The sequence below is a fragment of the Streptomyces sp. NPDC126503 genome (assembly GCF_040302405.1).
Classification (GTDB): Bacteria; Actinomycetota; Actinomycetes; order Streptomycetales; family Streptomycetaceae; genus Streptomyces; species Streptomyces gulbargensis.
The window spans coordinates 55,459-78,641 of the sequence record NZ_JBEORS010000006.1; the positions used below are offsets into that span (position 1 = coordinate 55,459).

The following is a 23,183-nucleotide window of genomic DNA, read 5'->3' on the forward strand; positions in this document are numbered from 1 at the left end:
GCGAATTCCTCTCCGGCGCCTGCGAGGTGAGCTGTCGGGTTCGGACTGGAGATGTCCGGCCGCGTGTCCACGCGACTTCACCCCGAGCCGTCCTGCGTCGCGGGACCGGCGTACTTCCTGGGTCCCCCGCTCCTGCCACGCGAGTGGGCTGGGTATGAATTCCGGTCGGTGGCAGGATTCGGCGGTCCGACCGGAGTGACGGTGACGCTAGACGAGGGGGGTCGGCGGGAACAAGCCGTTCTTTTCCGACGGCATTCGCCGCCGTCGTTCTCCGCCGGAATTCCGGTCACCCTCCGTGGACCACGGACCCGCGATCCCCTTTTCCCGCAGGGCAATTGCTCCGGGCGGGCGGCCACGATCCGTCACTTCTATGACCCTGCTCACGCACGATGACTCATGTCACCTGCAACCAGCGCGAGTTACCGCCAATGCCTCAATTCGGACAGATCACTCATTCCTGTCCGCGGGGGTGCGTCAGGGGGGTCCCACCTGGATGATTGCGCCAGAAACCCCTCGCGCGTCGGCCACCGAACGCCTACCTCCAGGAGCATCCGTGACGCAGCAGCTGCCACAGATCCCGCCCATCGCGGCGAACGAGCCCGAACTCACCGGGGTCCGCAACTTCCGGGACGTGGGCGGCCTGCCGACGACCGACGGGCGCGCCGTGCGCCCCGGGCGCCTCTTCCGCAGCGGCCACCTCGCCCACGCGACCGAGGAGGACGCCGCCTTCCTCGCCTCGCTGGGCCTGCACACGGTCTTCGACTTCCGCAACGAGGCGGACCGGCGGGTGGAGGGCCCGGACGTCGAGCTGCCCGGCGTGCGGAACGTGAACATACCGCTGAACGACCCGGCCGACGGCAAGGAGTTCTGGAAGCTCGTCCGGGGCGGCGACCTCGCGCAGCTCCGGGAGATCCTGGGAGACGGCAAGGCCGCCGCCCGGATGTCCGATTCGTACCGGAAGATGATTGTGGAGCGGACGGCGGAGCACAGCCGGATCCTGCACTCCATGGCCGAGGAGAGCGTCCCGGCGCTGATGCACTGCGCGGCGGGCAAGGACCGCGCCGGGCTCTCGATCGCCATCACCCTGCTCGCCCTCGGCGTCGAGCGGGAGGCCATCGAGGCGGACTACGTGGTGTCGAACGACCCGCACCGCCGCTACAAGGTGCGCCGCAGCTCCACCGCCCCGGACGCGATGTCGCCGGAGGTGATGGAGCTGCTGAGCCCGCTGTTCGACGCGCGGGTGGAGTACCTGCGGGCCGCGTTCGAGACGATCGACGCCACCTGGGGCTCGCCGGAGGCCTATCTCACCCAGGGGCTGGGACTGTCCGCCCGGACCCGTGAGCTGCTGCGGGAGCGCCTGCTCACGGAGGCCTGACCCGGCCGGCCGCGCCTACTGGTTCTGGCCGCCGAGCAGGAAGAGCAGGTAGAGGAAGCCGGCGAAGAGGTGCCCGGCGATCAGATAGGCGAAGAGGCGGAGCACCAGCCCCTTGGGGAACTTCCCGCCGCCGCGTTCCTCGCCGGTCACCGGTGCGGACTTGTCTGGTATGTCGGGCATGTCGGTCCTTTCCTGAGGAAACGTCACGGGGTCCTCGTCACGGGTCGTCGCGGTCCGTCGGGGAGCCGCCCTCACGGGCCGTCGCGGGAACCGGCGCCGGCGCCCGAGGTCAGCGCCGGTGCGGGCTTCCGTCGCCGAGGCAGAGCTCGGCCACGGGACTCTGCAGCAGGGTGTGGACGAAGAGCAGCTCGGCGCCGGACCGGGTCGCGGCGCCGATGCGGTGCGGGGTCAGCGAGTCGAAGTGCGCGCCGTCCCCGGGGTCGAGGACGTGCACGGTCTCGCCGAGCGCCAGCCGCACCCGCCCCTCCAGGACGTGGATCCACTCCTCCCCCGGGTGGACCCGCACGATGTCGGCCCGGGTGGCGTACGGGACGTGGACCCGCAGGGCCTGGAGGGCGCGCCCGGCGCCGCCCGCCTGGCGGTAGATCCAGCCGTCCGCCTCGACCGGTTCGGAGCGTCCCGCCCGGACGACGGGGTCGTGCTCGGGCGGCGCCTCGCCGAGGAGGGCGGAGACCGTCGTACCGTAGATGCGCGCGAGGGCGAGGAGCATCGGCAGAGAGGGCTGCCGGTTCCCGGTCTCCAGGCGCGAGAGGTGAGCCGGGGAGAGCCCGGCGCGCTGGGCGGCCACCTCCAGTGTGAGCCCGCGGCGGCGCCGCAGGGCCCGCAGCTGGGGGGCGACGTCCGGGACGGCGCCGGGCGGGGCGGGGTCCGGGGAGTCTCCCCCGGGGACGTGGTCCATGCGTCCATTGCGCCAGCATCGTGCCTCCGAGGCAACTTTCTTGCCCCGGAGGCAAAAACCGGCGCGCTCCCGCGACCGGCGCTCAGCGCTGGGCGACCGCCTGCCGTACGAGCGTCCTGCCGAAGTCCCACATCAGCCCGCCCCCGCCGTGGGCCTCGTCCATGACCGCCGTGAACGCCGTGACGAAGCGGTCCACGTCGGCCTCGTCGACCACCAGCGGCGGGATCAGCTTGATCACCTCCAGGTGGTCGCCGGAGACCTGGGTGAGGATCCGGTGCCGCTGGAGCAGCGGGACGACCACCATCTGGGCGAAGAGTCCCTTGCGGGCCGCCTGGAGCATCGCCCACCGCCCGCGCAGCCCCAGCGAGGTGGGCCGGCCGAACTCGATGCCGATCATCAGACCGCGGCCGCGGACCTCGTGGAGGAGCTCGTACCGCGGCACGAGCTCCCTGAGCCGCCCGAGGAGCAGGTCCCCGATCCGCCGGACGTGGGCGATCGTGCCCTCGCTCTCCATCACGGAGAGGACGGCGAGCCCGGCGGCCATGGCCTGGGCGTTGGAGCCGAAGCTCGCCGAGTGGACCAGGACCCGGTCCATCGAGGAGTAGACCTTCCTGAAGATCCAGTCCTTGCCGAGGGTGGCGCCGACCGGCACGTAGCCGCCGGAAAGCGCCTTGGCGACGCACACGAGATCCGGTTCGACGCCCTCCTCGTGCTGGTGGGCGTAGAAGTCGCCGGTCCTGCCGAGTCCCGTCTGGACCTCGTCGGCGATGAGCAGGGCCCCGTGCCGGCGCAGCAGCTCCTGGGCGGCGCGCAGGAAGCCGGGGGGCGCCGCGTGGACGCCCTTGCCCTGGATGGGTTCGACCACGAAGGCGGCCACGTCACCGGAGCGCAGCTCCCGCTCCAGGCCGTCGAGGTCGCCGAGGGCGATGGCGGTGTCCGGCAGGAGCGGCGCGAACCCCTCGCGGAAGCCCTTCTCGCCGTTGACGGAGAGCGCGCCGGTGGTCAGCCCGTGGAAGGCGTGGTCGCAGTAGAGGATCCTGGGCCGGCCGGTGGCGTACCGGGCGAACTTGAGCGCGGTCTCCACGGCCTCGGTGCCGCTGTTGCCGAAGAAGACCCGGTCGAGGTACGGGCTGTGGGCGAGCAGCCGCTCGGCGAGCAGCCCCGGCAGGGGCGGGCAGTCGAAGCGGGTGAGGTCGGCCAGGCCCGCGTCGAGGACGTCGTGGAGGGCCTTGCGGACGACCGGGTGGTGGCGTCCGAGGCCCATCACGCCGAAACCGGCGAGCATGTCGAGGTGGTCGTTGCCGTCGGCGTCCCAGAAGTGGGCGCCCTCGGCGCGCTCGTAGACCTTGTCGAAGCCGATCGTACGGAGCATCCGGGGCAGCTGCGGGTTGAGGTGCCGGGCGTGCAGCTCGTACCGCTCGCCGCCGCGCTCGGCGAGCAGCGCCCGCAGGTCGAAGTCGCCGCTCATGCCGCCCGCCTCACGCGCCGCCTCCCGCGACGGACTCGCGGACCGCGCGGAGGGATTCCTTGAGCGAGCCCATGGTCGCGAGCACGGCGGTGGGCTCGTAGCCGCAGTGCGCCATGCAGTTGGCGCAGCGCGGGTCCTTGCCGCGGCCGTACTTGTCCCAGTCGGTCTCCTCGACGAGTTCGCGGTACGTGGGGACGTAGCCGTCGCTCATCAGGTAGCAGGGGCGCTGCCAGCCGAAGAGGGAGTAGTTCGGGATGGCCCAGGCGGTGCAGGGGAAGTCCGCCTTGCCCTCCAGGAAGTCCAGGAAGAGGGGCGAGTGGTTGAGGCGCCAGCGGCGCCGGTTGCCGCCGGCGAAGGCCTTGCGGAAGAGTTCACGCGTCTGCTCGACGCCGAGGAAGTGCTCCTGGTCGGGCGCCTTCTCGTAGGCGTAGGCGGGCGAGATCATCATTTCGTCGACCTTGAGGTCGTCGTTGAGGAAATTGAGCACCTCGACGACCGTCTGCGGGGTGTCGGTGTTGAAGAAGGTGGAATTCGTGGTGACCCGGAAACCGCGCCGCTTGGCCTCCTTGATCGCCGCGACCGCCTCGTCGAACACGCCTTCCTTGGCGACGGATTCGTCGTGCCGCTCGCGCAGCCCGTCGATGTGCACGGCGAACGCGAAATAGGGCGAGGGCCGGAACTTCTCCAGTTTCTTGCGGAGCAGGAGCGCGTTGGTGCAGAGGAAGACGTATTTCCGGCGGGCGACCAACTGGCGCACGATCTCGTCGATCTGCGGATGCATCAGCGGCTCACCGCCGGCGATGGACACCATCGGGGCCCCGGACTCCAGGACCGCGCCGACCGCCTGGGCGACCGGCATGCGCTGCTTGAGGACACCGGCGGGGTGCTGGATCTTGCCGCAGCCCTCGCACTTGAGGTTGCAGGCGTACAGCGGCTCGAGTTCGACGATGAGAGGAAACTTGTCGCGTTTGCGGAGCTTCTGCTGGAAGAGATAGGTCCCGACCCGGACGGACTGTCGGAGCGGCATGGCCATGACTCGCTCACCTCCTGGGGAGCAGCAAAGAACGGTGCCATTCGCATAAAGCGGGAAGGACGGCACGAAGGACGCGGAAGGCCGATATTCCCCCGCTCACCGTGCCGATCCGCACCAGTTCGTGCTCCGGGGCGTCCACGACCACCCGGACGGCCGCAACGGGACGGGGACCGGCGGCCCGTGCGGTACGGAGGGTGGCGGCCGACTCCATGTCGACGGCGAGCGCGCCACCGGCCCGCAGCGCGGCCCGCTCGGGGCCCCGCACCACGTGGTCGGAGCCGGTCAGCGGCCCGGTGTGCACGGTCCGTCCCGGTACGGCCCTGGCGAGGGCCTCCACCAGGAGATCGGTGCCGGTGCACGCGGTCGCCCCGTCGGCGTCCCGGGTCTCGCCGGCGACGATCAGGTCCCCCGGATGCATGCCGGGGGCGAGTCCGGCGCAGAAACCGGAGGCGACGACGGCCGCCCCGCGCCACGGCTCCTCGCCCAGGGCGCGGGCGACGGCACGGCGGGCCTGCGCCGGGCCCATGCCGGTGCGCAGGACCCGGACGGGACCCGCGGCCCCGCTCCGGGCCCCGCCGCGCAGGGCGAACCGCTCGATGCCGAGCGCGCAGGCGACCAGCAGCGGTGCCACGGCGCCGGACCGCGTGCCCGGGCCCGGCTCCCGTCCCATCAGCGCCCCTTGCGGAGCGAGGGTTCCCCGTGCACATAACGGCCGAGTGCCGTGATGGGGAAGACCTGGCGGTAGAGGTGGTAGTTGATGGAGAAGTCCCAGGGGAAGCCGGTGCCGGTGAAGTAGGGCTCGTCCCAGGAGCCGTCCTCCCGCTGGGTGCCGACGAGGTGGGCGACGCCCCGCCGGACGGCCTCGGTCTCGCGCTCGCCCGCCGCGAGGAGTGCGATCAGGGCCCAGGCCGTCTGGGAGGCGGTGGAGACGCCGCGGCCGATCCAGGAGACCTGGTCGTACGAGCGGAGGTCCTCGCCCCAGCCGCCGTCCTTGTTCTGCACGGACACCAGCCAGCCGACGGCTCGGCGGATCGCCGGGTGCGAGGGGGGCAGGCCGGCGGCGGTCAGGGCGGGGACCACCGCCCCGGTGCCGTACACGTAGTTGACGCCCCAGCGGCCGAACCAGGCGCCGTTGCGCTCCTGCGCGGCGAGGAGCCAGTCGACGCCCCGGCGGGTGCGGGGGTCTCCCGCCAGCCCCTCGTGGGCGAGCATCTCCACGACGTGGGCGGTGACGTCGGCGGAGGGAGGGTCGATGACCTCGCCGAAGTCGCAGAAGGGCAGCTTGTTGGGGAGGGTGCGGGTGTTGTCGGCGTCGAAGGCGGCCCAGGCGCCGTTCGCCGACTGCATGCCGAGCGTCCAGCGGGCGCCGCGGGCGACGGCCGCGTCCACGCGCGCGGGATCGGGGTGTTTCACCCGGCGCAGCGCGAGGAGCACCTCGGCGGTGTCGTCGATGTCGGGGTAATTGTCGTTGTGGAACTCGAACGCCCAGCCGCCGGGCGGGAGTCCGGGCCGGCGCACCGCCCAGTCCCCCGCCTTGGTGATCTCCTCGTCGAGCATCCAGTCCACGGCCTTGACGAGGGCCGGGTGGTCGGCGGGCAGTCCGGCGTCGGCGAGGGCGACGGTGGCGAGGCAGGTGTCCCAGACGGGCGACTGGCAGGCCTCGATCATCCGTGAGGGCCCGCCCTCGCCGTCGGGCCCGGGGGCCTCCTCGCGCCAGACGGCGAAGCGGTCGAGCGATTCCAGCCCGGCCCGCATGACCGGGTGTTCCAGGTCGTAGCCGAGGAGGTGGAGGGCGATGACCGAGTAGACCGCCGGGGGCTGGATGCCGCCCCAGCAGCCGTCGTTCTCCTGCCGTTCGATGATCCAGCGGGCGGCGACGTTCATGGCGGCCCTGCGGAGCCGGCGCGGGGCGAAGCGGTGGTAGGCGCGCAGGGCCCGGTCGAGCCGCTGGAAGACGCCGTCCCAGCCGGTGAGGGGGGCGAGCGGGCGCGGCGGGTTCGGCCGGCGCGGGTCGGTGTGCAGCTCGTCGAGGGGGAAGGGCGCGGGGCGGACAGGGCGCTCGGCGGAGACGATCGTCAGCGGGACGATGGTCTGCCGGGCCCAGCAGCCGAAGTCGTAGATGTTGAGCGGCACCCACTTCGGCAGGAAGATCAGCTCGGGGGGCAGCTCGGGGAGGTCCTCCCAGCGCCACCAGCCGAACAGGGCCAGCCAGATCCGGGTGAAGACGCGGGCGGCGGCGATGCCGCCCCGGGCGCGGATCCAGGCGGCGGCGCGCGCCATGTGGGGGGCTTCGGGCGGGTCCCCTGCGAGGCGCAGGGCGACGTACGCCTCGACGGTGGTGGAGAGTTCGCCGGGTCCGCCGTGGAAGGTGGCCCAGGTGCCGTCCTCGCGCTGGGCGCCCCGGATGTGGCGGGCGGCGGCCCGGGTGGTGGCGGGGTCCCCGATGCCCAGGAACTGGCGGAGGAGCAGGTCTTCGGCGTCCATGGTGACGTTGGTCTCCAGGTCGCCCTTCCACCACCCCTCGGGGTCCTGGCGGTCGAGCAGGTGCTCGACGGCGCGTTCCAGGGCTCGGGCGGCGGACCGGTCGGGGCCGGTCGCGAGCACTGTGGTGTCGGTGGATTCGCTGGCCGCGGCGGCCCGGGGGCTCACGGCCCCGGCGCTTCCGTCGGTCGTCGCTGTCATGGCTTCCCCTTCGTGCGGTCGGTTCCTACTGCTCCCGCGGGTCTGCCGTCGGCCGGTGCCCGGTGGCACCGGCCGGCGACTGCGAAGTCATATCAGGCTGATGGCGGTCATTTCTTCCGTACGACGACGAAGTCGGCCAAAGCGATCAACTGTTCCCTTACCGGGGCAGGCATGTCCACCTCGTGCAGGGCCCGGATCGCGACGGTGTGCTGGCGGCGGGCCTCCTCGGAGGTCCACTCGCGCCCGCCGGCCTCCTCGATGAGGGCGGCCCGGTAGGCGAAGTCCTCCTCGGAGAAGGAGTCGAACTCGTTGGACTTGGCATCCTCGGCGAGGAGCCGGGCGAGGCGCTCGGAGGCCTCGCCGCCGGCGGCGAGGGCGGCGACGACCGGCAGGGACTTCTTGCGCTGGCGCAGGTCGCTCCAGGTCTGCTTGCCGGTGGCCTCGGGGTCGCCCCAGATGCCGAGGAGGTCGTCGACGGCCTGGAAGGCGAGGCCGAGGTGGTAGCCGAACTCCTCCAGCTTGTCGGCGGTGCGGTCGTCGGCGCCGCCGAGGACGGCGCCGATCGAGACCGCGCAGGCGAGGAGGGCGCCGGTCTTGTTGCCCTCCATCTCCAGGCACTCCTCGACGGTGACCCGCTCGCGGTGCTCGTAGGAGATGTCCTGGGCCTGCCCGTCGATGAGCTTGCGGGTGGCGGTGGTGAGGCGGCGGGTGGCGCGCCCGGCCTCGACGGTGCCGAGTTCGAGCAGCAGCTCGTTGGCGAGGGCGAAGAGGGCGTCACCGACGAGGATGGCCTGCGCCGGCCCGTGCACCTTCCACACCGTGTCGCGGTGGCGGCGCTGCTCGTCGCCGTCCATGAGGTCGTCGTGGAGCAGCGAGAAGTTGTGGACGAGTTCGACGGCGACGGCGCCGGGGACGCCGATCTCGGGCGGGGCCCCCGCGGCCTCGGCCGAGATCAGGGCGAGCGCGGGGCGCACGGCCTTCCCGCTGTCGGCGTCCGTGGGCCTGCCGTGGGCGTCGATCCAGCCGAAGTGGTAGGCGGCCACGGTGTCCATGGGCGGTGCGAGGCGGTCGACGGCCGCCCGCAGTACGGGGGTGGACAGGGTCCGTCCCCGTTCCAGCAGTGCGGTCACGTCCGCGGTGTCGACGGCCGGGCTCCCCGGATGCGCTGTCGGCACGGTCTCTCCTCTTGTTCCGGTACTCACACTCATACCGCCTCCTGCAGCGGGTGGTCGTGGCGGCGGCCGAAGGCGGAGAGCGCGGCGCCCGCCGCGGCGAACCCGCTGCGGACGGCGCCCTCCATGGTCGCGGGCCAGCCGGTGGCGGTCCACGCGCCGGCCAGGTAGAGGCCGGGGGCGTGGGTACGGGCGCCGGGCCGGAGCCGGCCGACGCCCGGGGTGGGCGCGAAGGTCGCCGTCCGCTCCCGGGTGACGAAGAAGTCGCGGATCCCGGCCCCGCGGGCGGCTGGCAGCAGCCGCTCCAGCTCGGGCAGGTACCGCGCGCGCAGGGCGGCGACGGGCTCGTCGATGTCGTCCTGGGCGGCGGACTGGGAGACGGCGAGGTACTGGCCGGGGCCGGTGAGTCCGGAGGAGCGGGTGCGGTCGAAGACCCACTGGACCGGGGAGCCGAGCGCGGTGAAGAAGGGCTGCCGGAGCACCTTGCGGTCGTAGACGACGTGCAGGTTGAGGATGGGGGCGGTGCCGATGTCGAGGAGCCGGTCGGGGTCGTCGAGGGCGCCCTCGGGCAGCAGGTGGTGCGTCTCCTGCTGGGGGACGGCGAGGACGACGGCGTCGGCCTCGACGGTCTCGCCGGGCAGGGCGACGGCCCAGCGGCCGTCGGCGGTGCGGGAGATCCGCTCGGCCTTGGCGCGCAGCGCGGTACGGACGCCGAGGCCGGCGAGCGCGCGGGCGGCGAGGGTGTCGTGGAGTTCGCCGAGGGGGACGTGGGCCCAGCCGATGTCGGCGGCGCCGGGCTCGGAGAGCAGGCCCGTCTTGAAGACCATCGCGGCGAGGCCCATGGAGGCGTGCGGGGCGGTGGCGTTGAGGGTGGCGACGCCGACCAGGTCCCACAGGGCCTCGATGGTGCGGGGGGACTGTCCGTGCCGGCCGAGCCAGGTGGCGAAGTCGATGCCGTCGAGGGCCGGGTCGGCGGGGTCGAGCCGGCGCAGGGCGAGCGCGGCGCGGCCGACGGAGGCGCGTTCGGCGAGGGAGAGGTGGGGGTACGTCGCGAGGCTGCGGGCCAGGTGCAGCGGTACGGGCAGGGCGTCGCGCCGCAGCCGCCCGAGCCGGGGGCCGCGCGGATGGGCCACGTCGAGGACGGGCACGTCGAGGCGGTCCTGGAGCGGCGCGAGGCGGGCGCCGCCGATCCGGTCGAGGAACCAGCGGTAGGCGGTGCAGCAGCGCAGGTAGACGTGCTGGCCGTTGTCGACGTGCAGGTCCCCGCGGCGGAAGGAGAAGGCGAGGCCGCCGAGGCGGGGCCGCCCCTCGAGGAGGGTGACGCGGACGCCGGCCTCGGCGAGCCGCAGCGCCGCGGTGACTCCGGCCAGGCCTCCCCCGACGACCACCGCGTGCCGCCGGCGGCCGTCCCCGTGTCCGCTCCCGCCGGGGCCGCGGTCGTCGGTCCGCTCCGCGCGCCCGGAGGGGGCGCCCGGCGTCGTGCCGGGTGGGGGGACGGGGGTGGGGGTGGTCGCGTCGGACGTCACGCCTGCTCCGTTCGGGTCGTCTCGGACGGGTGCGCGGGGCTGTACCGGCCGGCGCCGCGCGGGGCGGTGCGCCGCGCCGGTACGGGCCGGGCGGAGGTGCGGGAGGGCCCGGCCCGGTCGGGGGCCCGCCCGCACGGACCCCAGGACAGCGGGCGTGTCACGCCGTGCTCCGAAGGGTGCGGCGGGCGATGTGGCGGGCGTCCAGGCCGGAGAGGCCGCGGACGGCCACGTACGCCTTCTCGCGGCCGGGGAGCGAGACACGGCCGCGGAGTACGGCCCCGGGGTCGCGCTCGATGCGGTCGAGGAGGCGGCGGTAGATGCCGGCCATCGCGGCGACGCAGGCGCCGCTGCGCCGGTCGAGCAGGGGGAGCAGCCGGTAGCCCTCGGCGAACAGGGCGCGGGCGCGGCGCACTTCGAAGTGGACGAGGCCGGCGAAGTCGGCGCCGGCGGGCGGGGTGGCGGCGCCGAAGCCGTCCTGGCAGCCGAACTTGGCGAGGTCGTCGGCGGGCAGGTAGGTCCGGCCGCCCGCGGCGTCCTCGCGGACGTCCCTGAGGATGTTGGTGAGTTGGAGCGCGAGCCCCAGGGTGTCGGCGTACTCCGGGGCCCGGTCGGCCCCGGCGGCGCCGGGCTGCGTGCCGAAGACGCCGAGCGAGAGGCGGCCGATGGCGCCGGCGACGCACCGGCAGTAGACCTTGAGGTCGTCCCAGGTCTCGTAGGTGGCACCGCGCACGTCCATGAGGACGCCGTCGATGAGTTCGTCGAGGCCGCCGAGGGGGATCGGGAAGCGGCGGGCGGCGTCGGCGAGCGCGACGGCGACCGGGTCGGTGTCGTCCTCGGCGACCTCGCCCCCGCGGATCCGGTCGAGCACGGCGCGGGTGGCCTCCAGGCGCTCCCGCTTCTCCTCGGGCGGCAGCGTGCCGTCGCCGATGTCGTCGACGCGCCGGGAGAACGCGTACAGGGCGGACATCGCCTGGCGCTTCTCGGCGGGCAGGAGGCGGATCCCGTAGGCGAAGTTGCGGGCCTGCTGTCCGGTGACGGCCTCGCAGTAGCCGTACGCGGCGCGCACGGGCGCGGACGTCCGGGGCTGTTCCTCCACGGTGGCGTTCACCCCTCTCTCCGCGCCCTGAGCAGCACGGCTCCCGCCTGGCGCATCAGGCTCGGCTTGGTGGGCCCCGGCGGGCCGGGCAGTACGTCGAATCCGGCGGCGGCGACGGCGTCGAGCGCGGCGAGGCCGCCGGCGGTGAACCCGGCGAGGAGGAGCTTCAGGCGCCCGCGGACGCTGCCGACGAGGGGGGTTCCGGCGTGGAGGAGGGCGCGGGCGCGGTCGGCCTCGAAGGCGACGAGGGCCCGGACGGAGGCGCCGGCGGTGGGCCGGGCGAGGTCGTCCTCGGTGACGTGGAAGCGCTTGAGGTCCTCGGCCGGGAGGTAGATCCGGTCGCGACGGAGGTCCTCGGCGACGTCCTGGAGGTGTTCGACGATCTGGAGGGCGGTGCAGATCTCGTCGGAGCGGCGGACGCGTTCGGGGGTGGCGGTGCCGGTGAGGGCGAGGACGAGGCGGCCGACGGGGTTGGCGGAGAGTTCGCAGTAGGCCAGGAGGTCGTCGTACGTCTCGTAGCGGCGTACGAGCTGGTCCTGCCGGTTGGCGGCGATCAGGCCGAGGAAGGGTTCGGGGGTGAGCCCGTGGCGCCGCACCGTGGGCCGGAGGGCGCGGAGCAGCGGGTGGCGGGGGGTGCCGTCGAAGACGCGGTGGAGGTCGGCCTCGAAGGCGTCGAGGAGGGCGAGCCGGTCGTCGGCGCGGTCGGGGCCGAGGCCGAGGAGGCGGGCGTCGCCGCCGCCGGGGGCCAGGTCGCCGTCGCCGATGTCGTCGACGAGGCGGGCGTATCCGTAGACGGCCATGAGGTCCTCGCGCCAGGCACGGGGCACGAAGAAGGGGGCCACGGGGAAGTTCTCGTCCGCGGCCTTGCCGAGGGTGGTGCGCGAGGGGGCGCCGGGCCGCGCCTGCGGGGTTGCCGTCACCGGGCGGCGCCCGGCGCGGGGACGGCGACACCCTCGTGGAGCTGGAGATTCTGCGTCATGGCCGTCACATCTCCCGTTCTACACTGCCGATCCGATCCATCCTATTTCGGACACGCCGCCGAGCCCTGCCGGAGGGACCTCGAAGGTGGGTCGGTGGCTTCGGGGGATGTCACCCTGTGTGCCACGGAACGGACCGGTACAGCTTACGTCGTACGGGACGCATCGCCGTGCGGGGGTGCCGGGCGCCGGAGGGCGCGTGCCGGCGCGTCCCCCAACTGCCGCCGCTGGGCGCCATGTTGGGGTGACGGCGCCGGTCAGAGGGCTCGGGTGCCGGAGACGACCATGGCAAGCGTCGTCTCCACGACCGCGTCCCGGCGCTGGGCCGGCAGGCGCCGCAGCGGCCCGTCGAGCAGGAGCAGTGACAGTCCGTGCACGGCCGACCACACCGCCGCGCAGGCGGCCGGGCGGCTCGCGGTGCCGGAGGGCGTACGGAACCGGCCAAGGACCTCCAGCGCCTCCCCCAGCAGGGCGAAGGCCCGGCACTCGGGCTCCTCGGTGGGGGGGTCGGCGGCGGAGCCGTGCCCGGGGGCCGGGCGGACGGTGTGGAACGCGGCCCGGTAGAGGCCGGGCTGTTCGAGGGCGAAGGCGATGTATCCACGGCAGAGGGCGGCGAGCCGGCGCTCGGCGGCGAGGACGGGGTCGTCGGCGCCGGGTTCCCGGGCGGCGGTCCGTTCCATGGCCGCGGCCAGCCGCCGCCGGGCGTGGCTCCTGACCGTACGGAGCAGTTCGCCCCGGCCCGCGAAGTGGCGGTAGGCGGCGGTGGGCGAGACACCGACCCGGCGGGCCGCCTCGCGCAGGACGACCCTCTCGGGGCCGCCCTCGGTGGCCAGGTCGACGGCCGCGCCGATCAGCGCGTTGCGCAGATCGCCGTGGTGATAGGTCTTCCCGCCCGAGGTCGCTGCCATGGGGTCATCCTGCCCGATGTTGACCGCATGAACATTCCGCGCGGGGCGCGACGCGCGGGACGCCGGATCCCCCTGCCGGGCCGGTCCGGCAGGGGGATCTCCGAGGGGTCGCGCGACTCAGCGGGCGGTCTCGCGCTCGTACGCCTTGAGCACCTCGTCGGTGGGCCCGTCCATGAGGAGCTGGCCCTTCTCCAGCCAGAGCACCCGGTCGCAGGTGTCCCGGATGGACTTGTTGCTGTGGCTGACGAGGAAGACCGTGCCGGCCTCCTTGCGCAGCTCCCTGATGCGCTCCTCGGAGCGGATCTGGAACTTGCGGTCGCCGGTCGCGAGGGCCTCGTCGATGAGGAGGACGTCGTGGTTCTTGGCGGCGGCGATGGCGAAGCGGAGGCGGGCGCCCATGCCGGAGGAGTACGTCCGCATCGGCAGGCTGATGAAGTCGCCCTTCTCGTTGATGCCGGAGAAGTCGACGATGTCCTGGTAGCGCTCGCGCACCTCCTCGCGGCTCATGCCCATGGCCAGGCCGCCCAGGATCACGTTGCGCTCGCCGGTCAGGTCGTTCATCAGGGCCGCGTTGACGCCGAGCAGCGAGGGCTGGCCGTCGGTGTAGACCTTGCCGCTCTCGGTGGGGAGCAGTCCGGCGATGGCGCGCAGCAGCGTGGACTTGCCGGAGCCGTTGGAGCCGATGAGGCCGATGGCCTCGCCTCGGTAGGCGGTGAAGGTGACGCCGCGGACCGCGTGGACCTTGCGGACGCCCCGGGTGACCTCGGCCTTGCCGCGGCCCAGGATCCGGCTCAGGGCGGCCGTGGCGCTGCCCTTGCCCCCGCCGCCGGCGTTGACCCGGTAGACGATGTGGACGTCGTCGCAGATGACGGTGGGGACGTTGCCCCGGTCGGTGTCAGCCACGGCCGTACCTCTCCTCGGCCTTCCAGAAGTAGACGAAGCCGCCGATGCCGAAGGCCAGGGCCCAGCCGAGCGCGGTCGCCCAGACGTGCGACGGCAGGTTCTCGGAGCCGTATCCGTCGATCAGCGCGAAGCGGATCAGGTCCATGTAGACCGCCGCCGGGTTGTACATGAGGACGTCGGCGATCCACGCGGGCTTGTCGGAGAGCATCGCGGGGATGGAGAACATCACGCCCGAGGCGTACATCCAGGTGCGCATGACGAAGGGCATCAGCTGCGCGAGGTCGGGCGTCTTGGCGCCCATCCGGGCCACGATCATCGCGAGTCCCACGTTGAACACGAACTGGAGGAACAGCGCGGGGATCAGCAGCAGCCAGCTGGCCGAGGGGTAGCTGCCGAAGGCCATGGCGATCGCGACGAGCACGATCATCGAGAACAGCAGCTGCTGGAGCTGCTGGAGCGAGAAGGAGATCGGCAGGGTCGCGCGCGGGAAGTGCAGGGCGCGGACCAGGCCCAGGTTGCCCGAGATCGACCGTACGCCCGCCATCACGGAGCTCTGCGTGAAGGTGAACACGAAGATGCCGGTGACGAGGAAGGGGATGTAGACGTCCTCGCTCATGCCCCGGCCCGCGCCGAGGATCAGCCCGAAGATCAGGTAGTAGACCAGGGCGTTGAGCAGCGGGGTCGCCACCTGCCACACCTGGCCGAGCTTGGCCTGGCTGTACTGGGCGGTCAGCTTGGCGGAGGAGAAGGCCAGGATGAAGTGGCGGCGGCTCCACAGCTGGCGGACGTACTCGAACAGCCCGGGCCGGGCGCCGCTGACCGAGAGACCGTACTTGGCGGCCAGCTCGGCCGGGGCCAGGCCCTCGTCGACGGACGGAGGCGCGCTCGTCGCGACCGCCCCGCCCTGGTGTGTGTCACTCACAGTCGAAACTTTCGTGTTCAAGATGCGCGGCACGTCGGGTACCACGATGTCAGACGACCGGGGGGCGACCCAGCCGGGTCAGCCGCCACACCGTACGCCATCTCATCGGGCGCCGCGGACCGCAGGGAGACGTCCACCCGGCGCGGAATCCGCCGGCCCACGCCTTCAGCGCGGAGGGCGAGGGCCGCCGGGCCAGGGTGAGCAGGAGCCAGACGCCGAGATAGACCGGCACCAGGGGCGCGGGCAGGTTGCGACGTGCCAGCCACACTCGGTTGCGGGCCACGTTGAAGTGGTACGTCGCGTGGCGGGAGGGTGCGGTGGTGGGGTGCAGCAGCACCATGTCGGAACGGTAGTCGATCATCCAGTCGGCGTCGAGCGCGCGCCAGGCGAGGTCGGTCTCCTCGTGCGCGTAGAAGAACTCGCCGGGCAGCGTGCCGACTTCGGCGAAGACCTTGGTGCGCACGGCGTTGGCGCCGCCGAGGAAGGTGGTCACCCGGGAGGAGCGCATCGGGTCGGAGGCTCGCAGGCGCGGCACGTGCCGGCGCTGGGTGGCGCCGGTGTCCGGGTCGGCGATCCGGAAGCTGATGATGCCGAGGCGCGGGTCCGCGGTGAAGGCCTGGCGGACCAGCTCCGCGGTGTCCCGGTGGGCGAGCAGCCCGTCGTCGTCCAGGAACAGCAGGACGTCCACGTCCCCGCCGCCGGGTCCGAAGGCCTCGATGCCCACGTTCCGGCCGGCGGGGATGCCCACGTTCTCGGGCAGCTCGACCGTGCGCACCCCGTCGGGCACCCCGGTGACCGGGGCGCCCTGGCCGACCACGACGACCTCGACGGGGTCGCCGTCCTGCGCGGCGATCGAGTCGAGCAGGGCGCGCAGGTCGTCGGGGCGGTCGCCCATGGTGATGACGACCGCGCCCACCTTCGGCGGGGTGCCCACGGCGGTCCTCACCTCAGCCTGCTGGACACCAGGATCGACACCAGGTGCAGCACGGTCTGGAGGAGGGCGATCCCGGCGAGTACGGCGACGCCGAGACGGGAGAGGAAGAGGTCGCCCCGGATCTGATCGCCGATCGCGAGGACCAGGATCAGGAGGGAGGCCTCGATCCCCAGGATCAGCCGGTGGAACTTCAGGGCGGCGGCGGCCCGGCGGGCCAGCGCCATGCCGGAGGAGCGGGGCTCCGCCGCCGACTCCTGCACCGGCGGCAGGCCGCCCTGGTGACGGGCGACACCGACGAGGTCGGTCTCGGCCTTGATCAGGATGGCGCCGAGGGCGGCGAGCGTGCCGAGGAAGGCCCACAGCCAGTCGATCCGCCCCGGCCCCCACAGGTCCGCGGCGCGCAGGCCGAAGCCGGCGAGCACCGCGGCGTCGCAGAGGTAGGCGCCGACCCGGTCCAGGTAGACCCCGCCGAGCGAGTACTGCTTCTTCCAGCGGGCCACCTCGCCGTCGACGCAGTCGAGCAGCAGGTAGAGCTGGACCATCACCACGCCGAGCACGGCCCCCGGGATGCCGGGCACCAGGAGGGCGGGCGCGGCGAGGACACCGCACACCGTCATCAGGTAGGTCAGCTGGTTGGGCGTGACCCGGGTCGTCACCAGGTGGCGGGTGATCCGCAGGGAGATCTCCCGCATGTACAGGCGGCCGCCCCAGTGCTCGCCGCTCCGCCGGTCCTTCACACCCGGCGGGTGGACGACCGGGCGGAGCTCAGCTACCGATGGCTTGGGCATAGTCGGCGTACGCGTCCCTGATCTCGTCGTCGGACAGGTCGAGGTGTTCCAGGATGGTGAAGCGGCCGGGGCGGGTCTGCGGGGCGAAGGAGACCGCCCGTACGAACTCGTCCACGGTGAAGCCCATCTCCTCCGGGACCACCGGGAGGCCGTGCCGGCGCAGCGTCTCGACCATCAGCGCGGACTCCTCGCGGGCCCCGCGCAGGTGCATGGCGAAGGCCGCGCCGAGTCCGCACTGCTCGCCGTGGCTGGCGGCGCGGGCCGGGTAGAGCAGGTCGAAGGCGTGGCTGATCTCGTGGCAGGCGCCCGAGGAGGGGCGGCTGTCGCCGCTGATCGACATGGCGATGCCGGACATCACCAGGCCCTCGGAGAGGGTGACGAGGAAGTCGTCGTCGCCGACGCCGCCGGGGTGGCGCAGCACCGCCTCGCCCGCGCTGCGGGCCATGGCGGCGGCGAGGCCGTCGACCTTCTCGCCGGTCTCGCGGTGGGAGAGCTCCCAGTCGGCGATGGCGGAGAGGTTGGAGATCGCGTCCCCGATGCCGGAGCGGACGTAGCGCACGGGGGCGTCCCGGATCACGTCCAGGTCGATGACCAGGGCGATCGGGGTGGGGACGCCGTAGGAGCCGCGACCGTTGTCGTTGTCGAGGGTCGAGATCGGCGAGCAGATGCCGTCGTGCGACAGGTTGGTGGCGATGGCGACCAGCGGCAGGCCGACCCGGGCCGCCGCGTACTTGGTCACGTCGATGATCTTGCCGCCGCCGAGGGCCACCACCGCGTCGTACCGCTTGCCGCGCATGGCGTCGGCGAGCTTCACGGCCTCGTCGATGGTGCCGCCCGCCACCGGGTACCAGTCGGCACCCGGCAGCTCGGCGGCGAAGCGGTCCCGCAGCTTGAGGCCCGAGCCGCCGCTGATGGCGACGGCGATCTTGCCGTTGCTGGAGATCCGCTGGTCCGCGAGGAGCGCGGACAGGTCGTCCAGCGCTCCGCCGCGGATGTCGACGACGACCGGCGAGGGGATCAGCCGGGTCAGTACTGGCACGCGATCTCACGGCCCTTCGCGAGGTCGTCGTGGTTGTCGATCTCGACCCACTTGACGTCGCCGATGGGGGCCACGTCGACGGTGAAGCCACGGTTGACGAGCTCCTGATAGCCGTCCTCGTAGTAGAGGTCGGGGTCGCGCTCGAAGGTGGCCTTGAGGGCGTCGGCGAGCTCCTCGGCGGCCTCGGGCTCGATGAGCGTGACGCCGATGTACTCGCCGGTGGCGGTCGCCGGGTCCATGAGCTTGGTGATGCGCCGGACGCCCTCGCCCTCGGCGGTGATGACCTTCATCTCCTCGTCGGCGAGGTTCTTCACCGTGTCGAGGGCGAGGATGATCTTCTGGCCGTTGCCGCGGGCGGCGAGCAGGGTCTTCTCGACGGAGACCGGGTGGACGGTGTCGCCGTTGGCGAGGATCACACCGCGCTTGAGGACCTCACGCGCGCACCAGAGGGAGTAGGCGTTGTTCCACTCCTCGGCCTTGTCGTTGTCGACGAGGGTGAGCTTCAGGCCGTACTTCGCCTCCAGGGCCTCCTTGCGCGCGTAGACGGCCTCCTTGCGGTAGCCGACGACGATCGCGGCCTCGGTGAGGCCGATCTCCGCGAAGTTCTTCAGCGTGAGGTCGAGGACGGTGGTGTCACCGTCGACAGGCACGAGGGCCTTCGGAAGGGTGTCGGTGTAGGGGCGCAGACGCCGTCCGGCACCGGCTGCCAGTACGAGGCCGATCATGCTGTTTCTCCTTCGTCGTGAACGGCGGGTGCTCCGGAGGAGACCCAGAAGCGGATGGACTCCACGAGCACCACGAGCGCGACGGCGCCCGCGAGGGCGGTCACTGCCGGGGTGAAGTCGTCGCCGCGGTCCGCGAGCAGGGCGGCGAGGACGGCCACCAGGAGCGTGCGCCCCTCGTGTCCGCCGATGACGCGCACCAGCCACGAGGGCGGCGCGCCGGTGCCGCCGCGGATGCGGTACACCGTGTCGTAGTGATGGTAGGCGACCGCCGCGACCAGCCCGAACGCGGCGGGGAGGGCCTGCGGGACGTCGGAGCGGGCGGCGAGGACGAGGACGGTGGTGTACTCGGCGGCGCGGAAGAAGGGGGGGACCAGCCAGTCGAGGGCGCCCTTGAGGGGGCGGGCGACGGCGAGGCCGGCGAGGACCGCGTAGCCGGCGGCGACGGCGATCAGGCGGGGGTCGCCGAAGGGCAGCAGGAGCGCGCCCGCGATCATCAGGGCGGCACCGAGGAGGGCGGCGAGGGGGGCGGACGCCGGGACGCGGCGGCCGGCCTTCGCGACGAGTTCGGCGAGCGGACCGGAGTCGGCCAGGTCGGCGAGCGCCCGGGCGGCCCGTTCGGTCCGGCCCGCGCCCCTGCGGGACAGCGAGCGCAGCAGCCGGCCGGCGGTGGTGTAGCAGGCGCCGAAGGCGCAGCCGGCGATCAGGGCCCAGAAGACGACGCGGGGGCTGGTGAGGGCGGTGAGGACGGCGATCATCGCCCAGCGCTCGCCGATCGGCAGGATGATCATGCGGCGGGCCCAGACGGTCCACCCGACGCTGTCGAGCCTGCTGGAGAGGGCCAGGCCGGTCTTCGCGGCGGCCCCCGCGGTCGGGGCGTTCGCCTCGTTGAAGGAGAAGTCGACGACGTGGCGGCAGGTCATGAGGACCATGGCGCCGAGGGCGAGGGCCCAGACGTCGTCGCCGTCGCGGGCGGCGCCGAGGGCGAGGCCCGCGTAGAAGGCGTACTCCTTGGCGCGGTCGAAGGTGGCGTCGAGCCAGGCGCCCATCGTCGAGTACCGGAGCGCGTAGCGGGCGAGCTGCCCGTCGGTGCAGTCGAGGACGAAGGAGACGATGAGGAGGACGCCGGCGGCGACGTAGCCGCCGCGGGTGCCGGTGGCCGCGCAGCCGGCCGCGACGAGGGCGGTGAGCAGCGAGGCGGTGGTGACCTGGTTGGGGGTGAGTCCCCGGCGCGCGCACCAGCGGGCGATGTACCGCGAGTACGGGCTGATGAAGAAGGTGGTGAAGAAGCCGTCGTGCGCCTTCACGGCGGAGCGGAGGCGGACGGCCTCGTCGTCGACGGCGGCGACGGCGGCGCGGGCCTCGTGGCGGGCGGCGGCGTCGGTGGGCACGGTGGCGACGAGGGTGCCGAGCTGGGGCCGGTGGACGGGGACGCCGTCGGCGTCCAGGGCGTCGGCCAGGGTGCCGGTCAGGTCGTCGGCGCCGGTGGCGGCGGCCAGTGCGCGGGTGAGCGCGGGGCGGGCCTCGCGCTGGGCGGTGAGGGCGCCGGGTGCGGCGGCGGCCGGGAACCGGGGGTCGGTGAGCGCGAGGCGCAGGGCGTGCAGGTGCCCGACGAAGCGGGGGTCGACGAGCGCGACGCGTTCGGCGGCCGGGACGGCGGCCAGGAGGGCACCGGTCTCCTCGGGGCCGGAGGCGACCCGGACGTCGAAGCCGAGCGACCGCAGATCGTCGTCGAGCGAGGATCCGGGTGCCGGCGGGCCGGTGAGGATGGCGGTCGACAGACGAACTCACTCCTTGGAGCTGACGGAGGGGCCGGCGGGGCCTTGGCTGCCCCGGGCACGGCGGTGCGGGCCCGGCACCGGGCGGCGGCACGTCGGCTGAGGCTATCGGATGAACGGAGGCGGAGTTCACCGAGGCTTCGCGGGGAGGACTCCCCCGGGCCCCGCGGTGTCCGCACGGCCGCGCCGCCCGTGGCGGTGATCGCCCTGGGCGATCGGTGGCCGGCTGTCCGGCCGCGGGAGGGGGCGCCCCCGGACGGTCCCGGAGAGGAGCGCGGGAGGCGTCGGCCGAACCGTGTCCCCTCCCCGCGCCCCGTGGCCAGGGCGGACATCACCGCAGGTCAGAGCCAATGACAACGGTGTTCAGTACCGTGTTGCACATACCCCCCACCCGTAGTTCACTGGCGTCTCGGGGCACAGGAGTACGACTCGACCGGGAGGCCATGGGCATGGGGGCTGGACACGACCACGGGCACAGCCACGGGGGGACGCCGCCGACGGGGACCGCGGGGGCGGCGTACCGCAGCCGGCTGCGGATCGCGCTCGGCATCACCCTCTCCGTGATGGTGATCGAGATCATCGGCGGTGTGGTCGCGGACTCGCTCGCGCTGATCGCGGACGCGGCGCACATGGCGACCGACGCGGTCGGCCTCGCGATGGCGCTGCTGGCCATCCACTTCGCCAACCGGCCGCCGTCCGGCAACCGCACCTACGGCTTCGCGCGGGCCGAGATACTGGCGGCCCTCGCCAACTGTCTGCTGCTGCTCGGCGTGGGCGGCTACGTCCTGTACGAGGCGGTGCAGCGGTTCATGGAGCCGGCCGGGACGAAGGGCGGGGTCGCCATCGCCTTCGCGACCGTCGGTCTGGTGGCCAACGTGATCTCGCTGTCCCTGCTGATGCGGGGGCAGAAGGAGAGCCTCAACGTGCGCGGGGCGTACCTGGAGGTCCTGGCGGACGCGCTGGGCTCGGTGACCGTGATCGTCGCGGCCGGGATCATCCTGCTGACCGGCTGGCAGTACGCGGACCCCATCGCCTCGCTCGTGATCGGTCTGATGATCGTGCCGCGCACGGTGAAGCTGCTGCGCGAGACGCTCGACGTGCTCCTGGAGGCGGCGCCCAAGGGGGTCGACATGGCCGAGGTACGGGCCCACATCCTGGCCCTGCCCGGCGTGGAGGACGTGCACGACCTGCACGCCTGGACGATCACCTCCGGGATGCCGGTCCTCTCCGCGCACGTGGTGGTGGACCAGGGCGCGCTCGACTCCGTCGGGCACGAGAAGCTGCTCCACGAACTCCAGGGCTGCGTGGGCTCCCACTTCGACGTGGAGCACTGCACCTTCCAGCTGGAGCCGGCCGGGCACGCCGCGCACGAGGCGAAGCTCTGCCTCTGACTGTTAGGCTCCCCGGACAGAGACGTGGAGGAGAGGAGCTGAGGGTGATGACCGTCGCGACGGAGGCCGCCCCGCGCGGCCGTGCCCGGTCCCGCTTCCCGCTCCCGGGCCTCCGGTCGGCCTGATCCCGGTCCTTCCACCGGTACGTCACGTCGTCGGCCGGGGCCCTTCTCACCGAGGGTTTCCACGTTGTCCGACCACGCTTCCTCCCCGCACGACCCGTCCGCCTCGCACGAGGCGTTCTTCGCCCTGCACCACGGTCTGCCGCGGCAGGGCCCCGGCTCCGACGCCACCACCCGCCGGCTCCTCTCGCTCGCCGGGACGCTCCCGGAGCGTCCGCGCGTGCTCGACCTGGGCTGCGGTCCGGGGCGTTCCGCGCTGCTCCTGGCCGCCGAGGCCGGTGCCGAGGTGACCGCCGTCGACACCCACGAGCCGTTCCTGGACGAACTGCGGGCGGCCGCCGCCGCGCGCGGTCTCGCCGGCCGGATCCGGCCGGTGCGCGCCGACATGGCCGCGCCGCCCTTCCCCGACGGCTCCTTCGACCTGGTGTGGGCCGAGAGCTCCGTCTTCGTCGTCGGCTTCGACCGGGCGCTCGCCGCGTGGCGGCGGCTGCTCGCGCCCGGCGGCACCCTGGTGCTGACCGAGTGCGTGTGGACCACCGGGGAGCCGGGCCCGCAGGCCCGCGCCTTCTGGGATCCGCACTATCCGCTCCGTACCGTCACCGCGAACGCGGCGGCGGCGGTCGCGGCCGGCTACCACGTCCTCGGGACCTTCCTCCAGCCGGAGACCGACTGGGACGAGTACTACGGACCGCTCGCCGCGCACGCCGACGCGGCGGACACCACGCGGCCGGGCATGGCCGCCGCGGTGGCCGGCGCCCGGGCGGAGATCGCCCTGCGCCGCGAGCACGGCGGCGAGTACGGCTACGCCGGTTTCGCCCTGCGGCCGGCGGATCCGCGCTGGACCGTCCGCCCCGAGCGGCCCGGTGACCGGGCGGCGGTGCGCGGGGTGGTGACCGCCGCCTTCGGGCGGGAGGCGGAGGCCGGCCTGGTCGACGCCCTGCGCGCCGACCCCGGCGCCTGGCTGCCCGGCCTGTCGTACGTGGCGGAGGCGCCCGACGGCACGGTGGCGGCCCACGCGCTGATCACCCGGTGCCGGGTGGGCGGGGAGCCCGCGGCGGCCCTCGCGCCGGTGTCGGTGGCGCCGGAGCACCAGCGGTCGGGGGCGGGCCAGGCCGTCGTACGGGCGATCCTCGACGCGGCCCGCCTGGCCGGCGAACGGCTGGTGCTGGTGCTCGGCCATCCGGAGTACTACCCCCGGTTCGGCTTCGTACGGGCGTCCGCGTACGGGATCCGGCCAGGTTTCGAGGTCCCGGACGAGGCGATGATGGCGCTGGTCCTGGACGCCTCGGCGCCCGTCCCCGGGGGCGCCCTCGTCTATCCGGCGGCTTTCGGGGTCTGACGTCCGCCGCGTGACCGCCGCTCCCGCCGTGCCGGTGTACTCCGGTGCGGTGGGAGCGGCGCGGTCCGGCCGCCGAAGTACGGACAAGC

General features: G+C 73.4%; 21 protein-coding genes and 1 riboswitch. Of the genes, 3 read left to right on the forward strand and 18 right to left on the reverse strand.

Annotated elements, in window-relative coordinates; all coding sequences use genetic code 11:
- Nucleotides 1-3 precede the first annotated feature (3 nt).
- Nucleotides 4-160, reverse strand: a riboswitch (cyclic di-AMP (ydaO/yuaA leader).
- Nucleotides 161-553: 393 nt separating this feature from the next.
- Nucleotides 554-1,375: a tyrosine-protein phosphatase gene (locus ABTY40_RS10310; protein WP_352059116.1), complete on the forward strand. Its 822-nt coding sequence runs from the start codon at nucleotides 554-556 to the stop codon at nucleotides 1,373-1,375.
- A 15-nt stretch (nucleotides 1,376-1,390) separates the two neighbouring features.
- Here the strand turns inward: ABTY40_RS10310 and ABTY40_RS10315 are convergent, their stop codons facing one another.
- From ABTY40_RS10315 to ABTY40_RS10400, 18 genes are all read right to left on the reverse strand, one after another.
- Entirely contained in the window at nucleotides 1,391-1,546 is a 156-nt protein-coding gene (locus tag ABTY40_RS10315; RefSeq protein WP_502990550.1) for a DUF6126 family protein, read from the reverse strand.
- Between the two features lie 118 nt (nucleotides 1,547-1,664).
- A complete protein-coding gene (locus tag ABTY40_RS10320; RefSeq protein WP_352059118.1) occupies nucleotides 1,665-2,294 on the reverse strand; it encodes a helix-turn-helix domain-containing protein in 630 nt (209 codons plus the stop codon).
- Between the two features lie 82 nt (nucleotides 2,295-2,376).
- Nucleotides 2,377-3,762: an aspartate aminotransferase family protein gene (locus ABTY40_RS10325; RefSeq protein WP_352059119.1), complete on the reverse strand. Its 1,386-nt coding sequence runs from the start codon at nucleotides 3,760-3,762 to the stop codon at nucleotides 2,377-2,379.
- Between the two features lie 10 nt (nucleotides 3,763-3,772).
- Nucleotides 3,773-4,795: an adenosyl-hopene transferase HpnH gene (hpnH, locus tag ABTY40_RS10330; protein WP_345283847.1), complete on the reverse strand. Its 1,023-nt coding sequence runs from the start codon at nucleotides 4,793-4,795 to the stop codon at nucleotides 3,773-3,775.
- A gap of 7 nt (nucleotides 4,796-4,802) precedes the next feature.
- Nucleotides 4,803-5,465, reverse strand: coding sequence for a phosphorylase family protein (locus ABTY40_RS10335; RefSeq protein ID WP_352059120.1), 663 nt, complete (start codon nucleotides 5,463-5,465; stop codon nucleotides 4,803-4,805).
- Nucleotides 5,465-7,477 (reverse strand): squalene--hopene cyclase, encoded by a 2,013-nt coding sequence (shc, locus tag ABTY40_RS10340; RefSeq protein WP_352059121.1) that lies wholly within the window; start codon nucleotides 7,475-7,477, stop codon nucleotides 5,465-5,467. Before shc ends, ABTY40_RS10335 begins: the two co-directional genes overlap by 1 nt.
- 107 nt (nucleotides 7,478-7,584) lie before the next feature.
- A complete protein-coding gene (locus ABTY40_RS10345; RefSeq protein WP_352059122.1) occupies nucleotides 7,585-8,685 on the reverse strand; it encodes a polyprenyl synthetase family protein in 1,101 nt (366 codons plus the stop codon).
- Nucleotides 8,682-10,037 (reverse strand): hydroxysqualene dehydroxylase HpnE, encoded by a 1,356-nt coding sequence (gene hpnE / locus ABTY40_RS10350; RefSeq protein ID WP_352059315.1) that lies wholly within the window; start codon nucleotides 10,035-10,037, stop codon nucleotides 8,682-8,684. Before hpnE ends, ABTY40_RS10345 begins: the two co-directional genes overlap by 4 nt.
- Nucleotides 10,038-10,332: 295 nt before the next feature.
- Entirely contained in the window at nucleotides 10,333-11,283 is a 951-nt protein-coding gene (hpnD, locus tag ABTY40_RS10355) for a presqualene diphosphate synthase HpnD (RefSeq protein ID WP_352059123.1), read from the reverse strand.
- Nucleotides 11,280-12,191, reverse strand: coding sequence for a squalene synthase HpnC (gene hpnC, locus ABTY40_RS10360; RefSeq protein ID WP_352059124.1), 912 nt, complete (start codon nucleotides 12,189-12,191; stop codon nucleotides 11,280-11,282). Before hpnC ends, hpnD begins: the two co-directional genes overlap by 4 nt.
- A gap of 314 nt (nucleotides 12,192-12,505) precedes the next feature.
- Nucleotides 12,506-13,156, reverse strand: coding sequence for a TetR/AcrR family transcriptional regulator (locus ABTY40_RS10365; protein WP_352059125.1), 651 nt, complete (start codon nucleotides 13,154-13,156; stop codon nucleotides 12,506-12,508).
- Nucleotides 13,157-13,273: 117 nt separating this feature from the next.
- A complete protein-coding gene (locus tag ABTY40_RS10370; protein WP_309049865.1) occupies nucleotides 13,274-14,059 on the reverse strand; it encodes an ABC transporter ATP-binding protein in 786 nt (261 codons plus the stop codon).
- Nucleotides 14,052-14,981 (reverse strand): ABC transporter permease, encoded by a 930-nt coding sequence (locus ABTY40_RS10375; RefSeq protein WP_352059126.1) that lies wholly within the window; start codon nucleotides 14,979-14,981, stop codon nucleotides 14,052-14,054. The genes ABTY40_RS10370 and ABTY40_RS10375 overlap by 8 nt, the downstream gene beginning before the upstream one ends.
- Nucleotides 14,982-15,030: 49 nt before the next feature.
- A complete protein-coding gene (locus tag ABTY40_RS10380; RefSeq protein WP_345284136.1) occupies nucleotides 15,031-15,876 on the reverse strand; it encodes a glycosyltransferase family 2 protein in 846 nt (281 codons plus the stop codon).
- 47 nt (nucleotides 15,877-15,923) lie between these two features.
- On the reverse strand, nucleotides 15,924-16,703 hold the full coding sequence (locus ABTY40_RS10385; RefSeq protein WP_345283866.1) for a CDP-alcohol phosphatidyltransferase family protein: 780 nt from the start codon (nucleotides 16,701-16,703) through the stop codon (nucleotides 15,924-15,926).
- Entirely contained in the window at nucleotides 16,681-17,742 is a 1,062-nt protein-coding gene (locus tag ABTY40_RS10390; protein ID WP_345283868.1) for an iron-containing alcohol dehydrogenase family protein, read from the reverse strand. The genes ABTY40_RS10385 and ABTY40_RS10390 overlap by 23 nt, the downstream gene beginning before the upstream one ends.
- Nucleotides 17,730-18,467 (reverse strand): phosphocholine cytidylyltransferase family protein, encoded by a 738-nt coding sequence (locus ABTY40_RS10395; protein WP_352059127.1) that lies wholly within the window; start codon nucleotides 18,465-18,467, stop codon nucleotides 17,730-17,732. Before ABTY40_RS10395 ends, ABTY40_RS10390 begins: the two co-directional genes overlap by 13 nt.
- Nucleotides 18,464-20,245: a DUF5941 domain-containing protein gene (locus ABTY40_RS10400; protein WP_352059316.1), complete on the reverse strand. Its 1,782-nt coding sequence runs from the start codon at nucleotides 20,243-20,245 to the stop codon at nucleotides 18,464-18,466. The genes ABTY40_RS10395 and ABTY40_RS10400 overlap by 4 nt, the downstream gene beginning before the upstream one ends.
- Nucleotides 20,246-20,691: 446 nt before the next feature.
- On the opposite strand from ABTY40_RS10400, the gene ABTY40_RS10405 reads away from it, so the two are divergent.
- Entirely contained in the window at nucleotides 20,692-21,633 is a 942-nt protein-coding gene (locus tag ABTY40_RS10405) for a cation diffusion facilitator family transporter (RefSeq protein ID WP_352059128.1), read from the forward strand.
- A gap of 189 nt (nucleotides 21,634-21,822) precedes the next feature.
- Complete coding sequence (locus ABTY40_RS10410) at nucleotides 21,823-23,094, forward strand: bifunctional class I SAM-dependent methyltransferase/N-acetyltransferase (protein WP_352059129.1); 1,272 nt, start codon at nucleotides 21,823-21,825, stop codon at nucleotides 23,092-23,094.
- The last annotated feature ends 89 nt before the right edge of the window (nucleotides 23,095-23,183 follow it).

Excerpts from the sequence above, each read along its gene's own strand:
- ABTY40_RS10320 (WP_352059118.1), bottom strand. The coding sequence starts at position 2,294 with ATGGACCACGTCCCCGGGGGAGACTCCCCGGACCCCGCCCCGCCCGGC.
- ABTY40_RS10325 (WP_352059119.1), bottom strand. The coding sequence starts at position 3,762 with ATGAGCGGCGACTTCGACCTGCGGGCGCTGCTCGCCGAGCGCGGCGGC.
- hpnH (WP_345283847.1), bottom strand. The coding sequence starts at position 4,795 with ATGGCCATGCCGCTCCGACAGTCCGTCCGGGTCGGGACCTATCTCTTC.
- ABTY40_RS10335 (WP_352059120.1), bottom strand. The coding sequence starts at position 5,465 with ATGGGACGGGAGCCGGGCCCGGGCACGCGGTCCGGCGCCGTGGCACCG.
- shc (WP_352059121.1), bottom strand. The coding sequence starts at position 7,477 with ATGACAGCGACGACCGACGGAAGCGCCGGGGCCGTGAGCCCCCGGGCC.
- ABTY40_RS10345 (WP_352059122.1), bottom strand. The coding sequence starts at position 8,685 with ATGAGTGTGAGTACCGGAACAAGAGGAGAGACCGTGCCGACAGCGCAT.
- ABTY40_RS10365 (WP_352059125.1), bottom strand. The coding sequence starts at position 13,156 with ATGGCAGCGACCTCGGGCGGGAAGACCTATCACCACGGCGATCTGCGC.
- ABTY40_RS10380 (WP_345284136.1), bottom strand. The coding sequence starts at position 15,876 with ATGGGCGACCGCCCCGACGACCTGCGCGCCCTGCTCGACTCGATCGCC.
- ABTY40_RS10385 (WP_345283866.1), bottom strand. The coding sequence starts at position 16,703 with ATGCCCAAGCCATCGGTAGCTGAGCTCCGCCCGGTCGTCCACCCGCCG.
- ABTY40_RS10395 (WP_352059127.1), bottom strand. The coding sequence starts at position 18,467 with ATGATCGGCCTCGTACTGGCAGCCGGTGCCGGACGGCGTCTGCGCCCC.
- ABTY40_RS10405 (WP_352059128.1), top strand. The coding sequence starts at position 20,692 with ATGGGGGCTGGACACGACCACGGGCACAGCCACGGGGGGACGCCGCCG.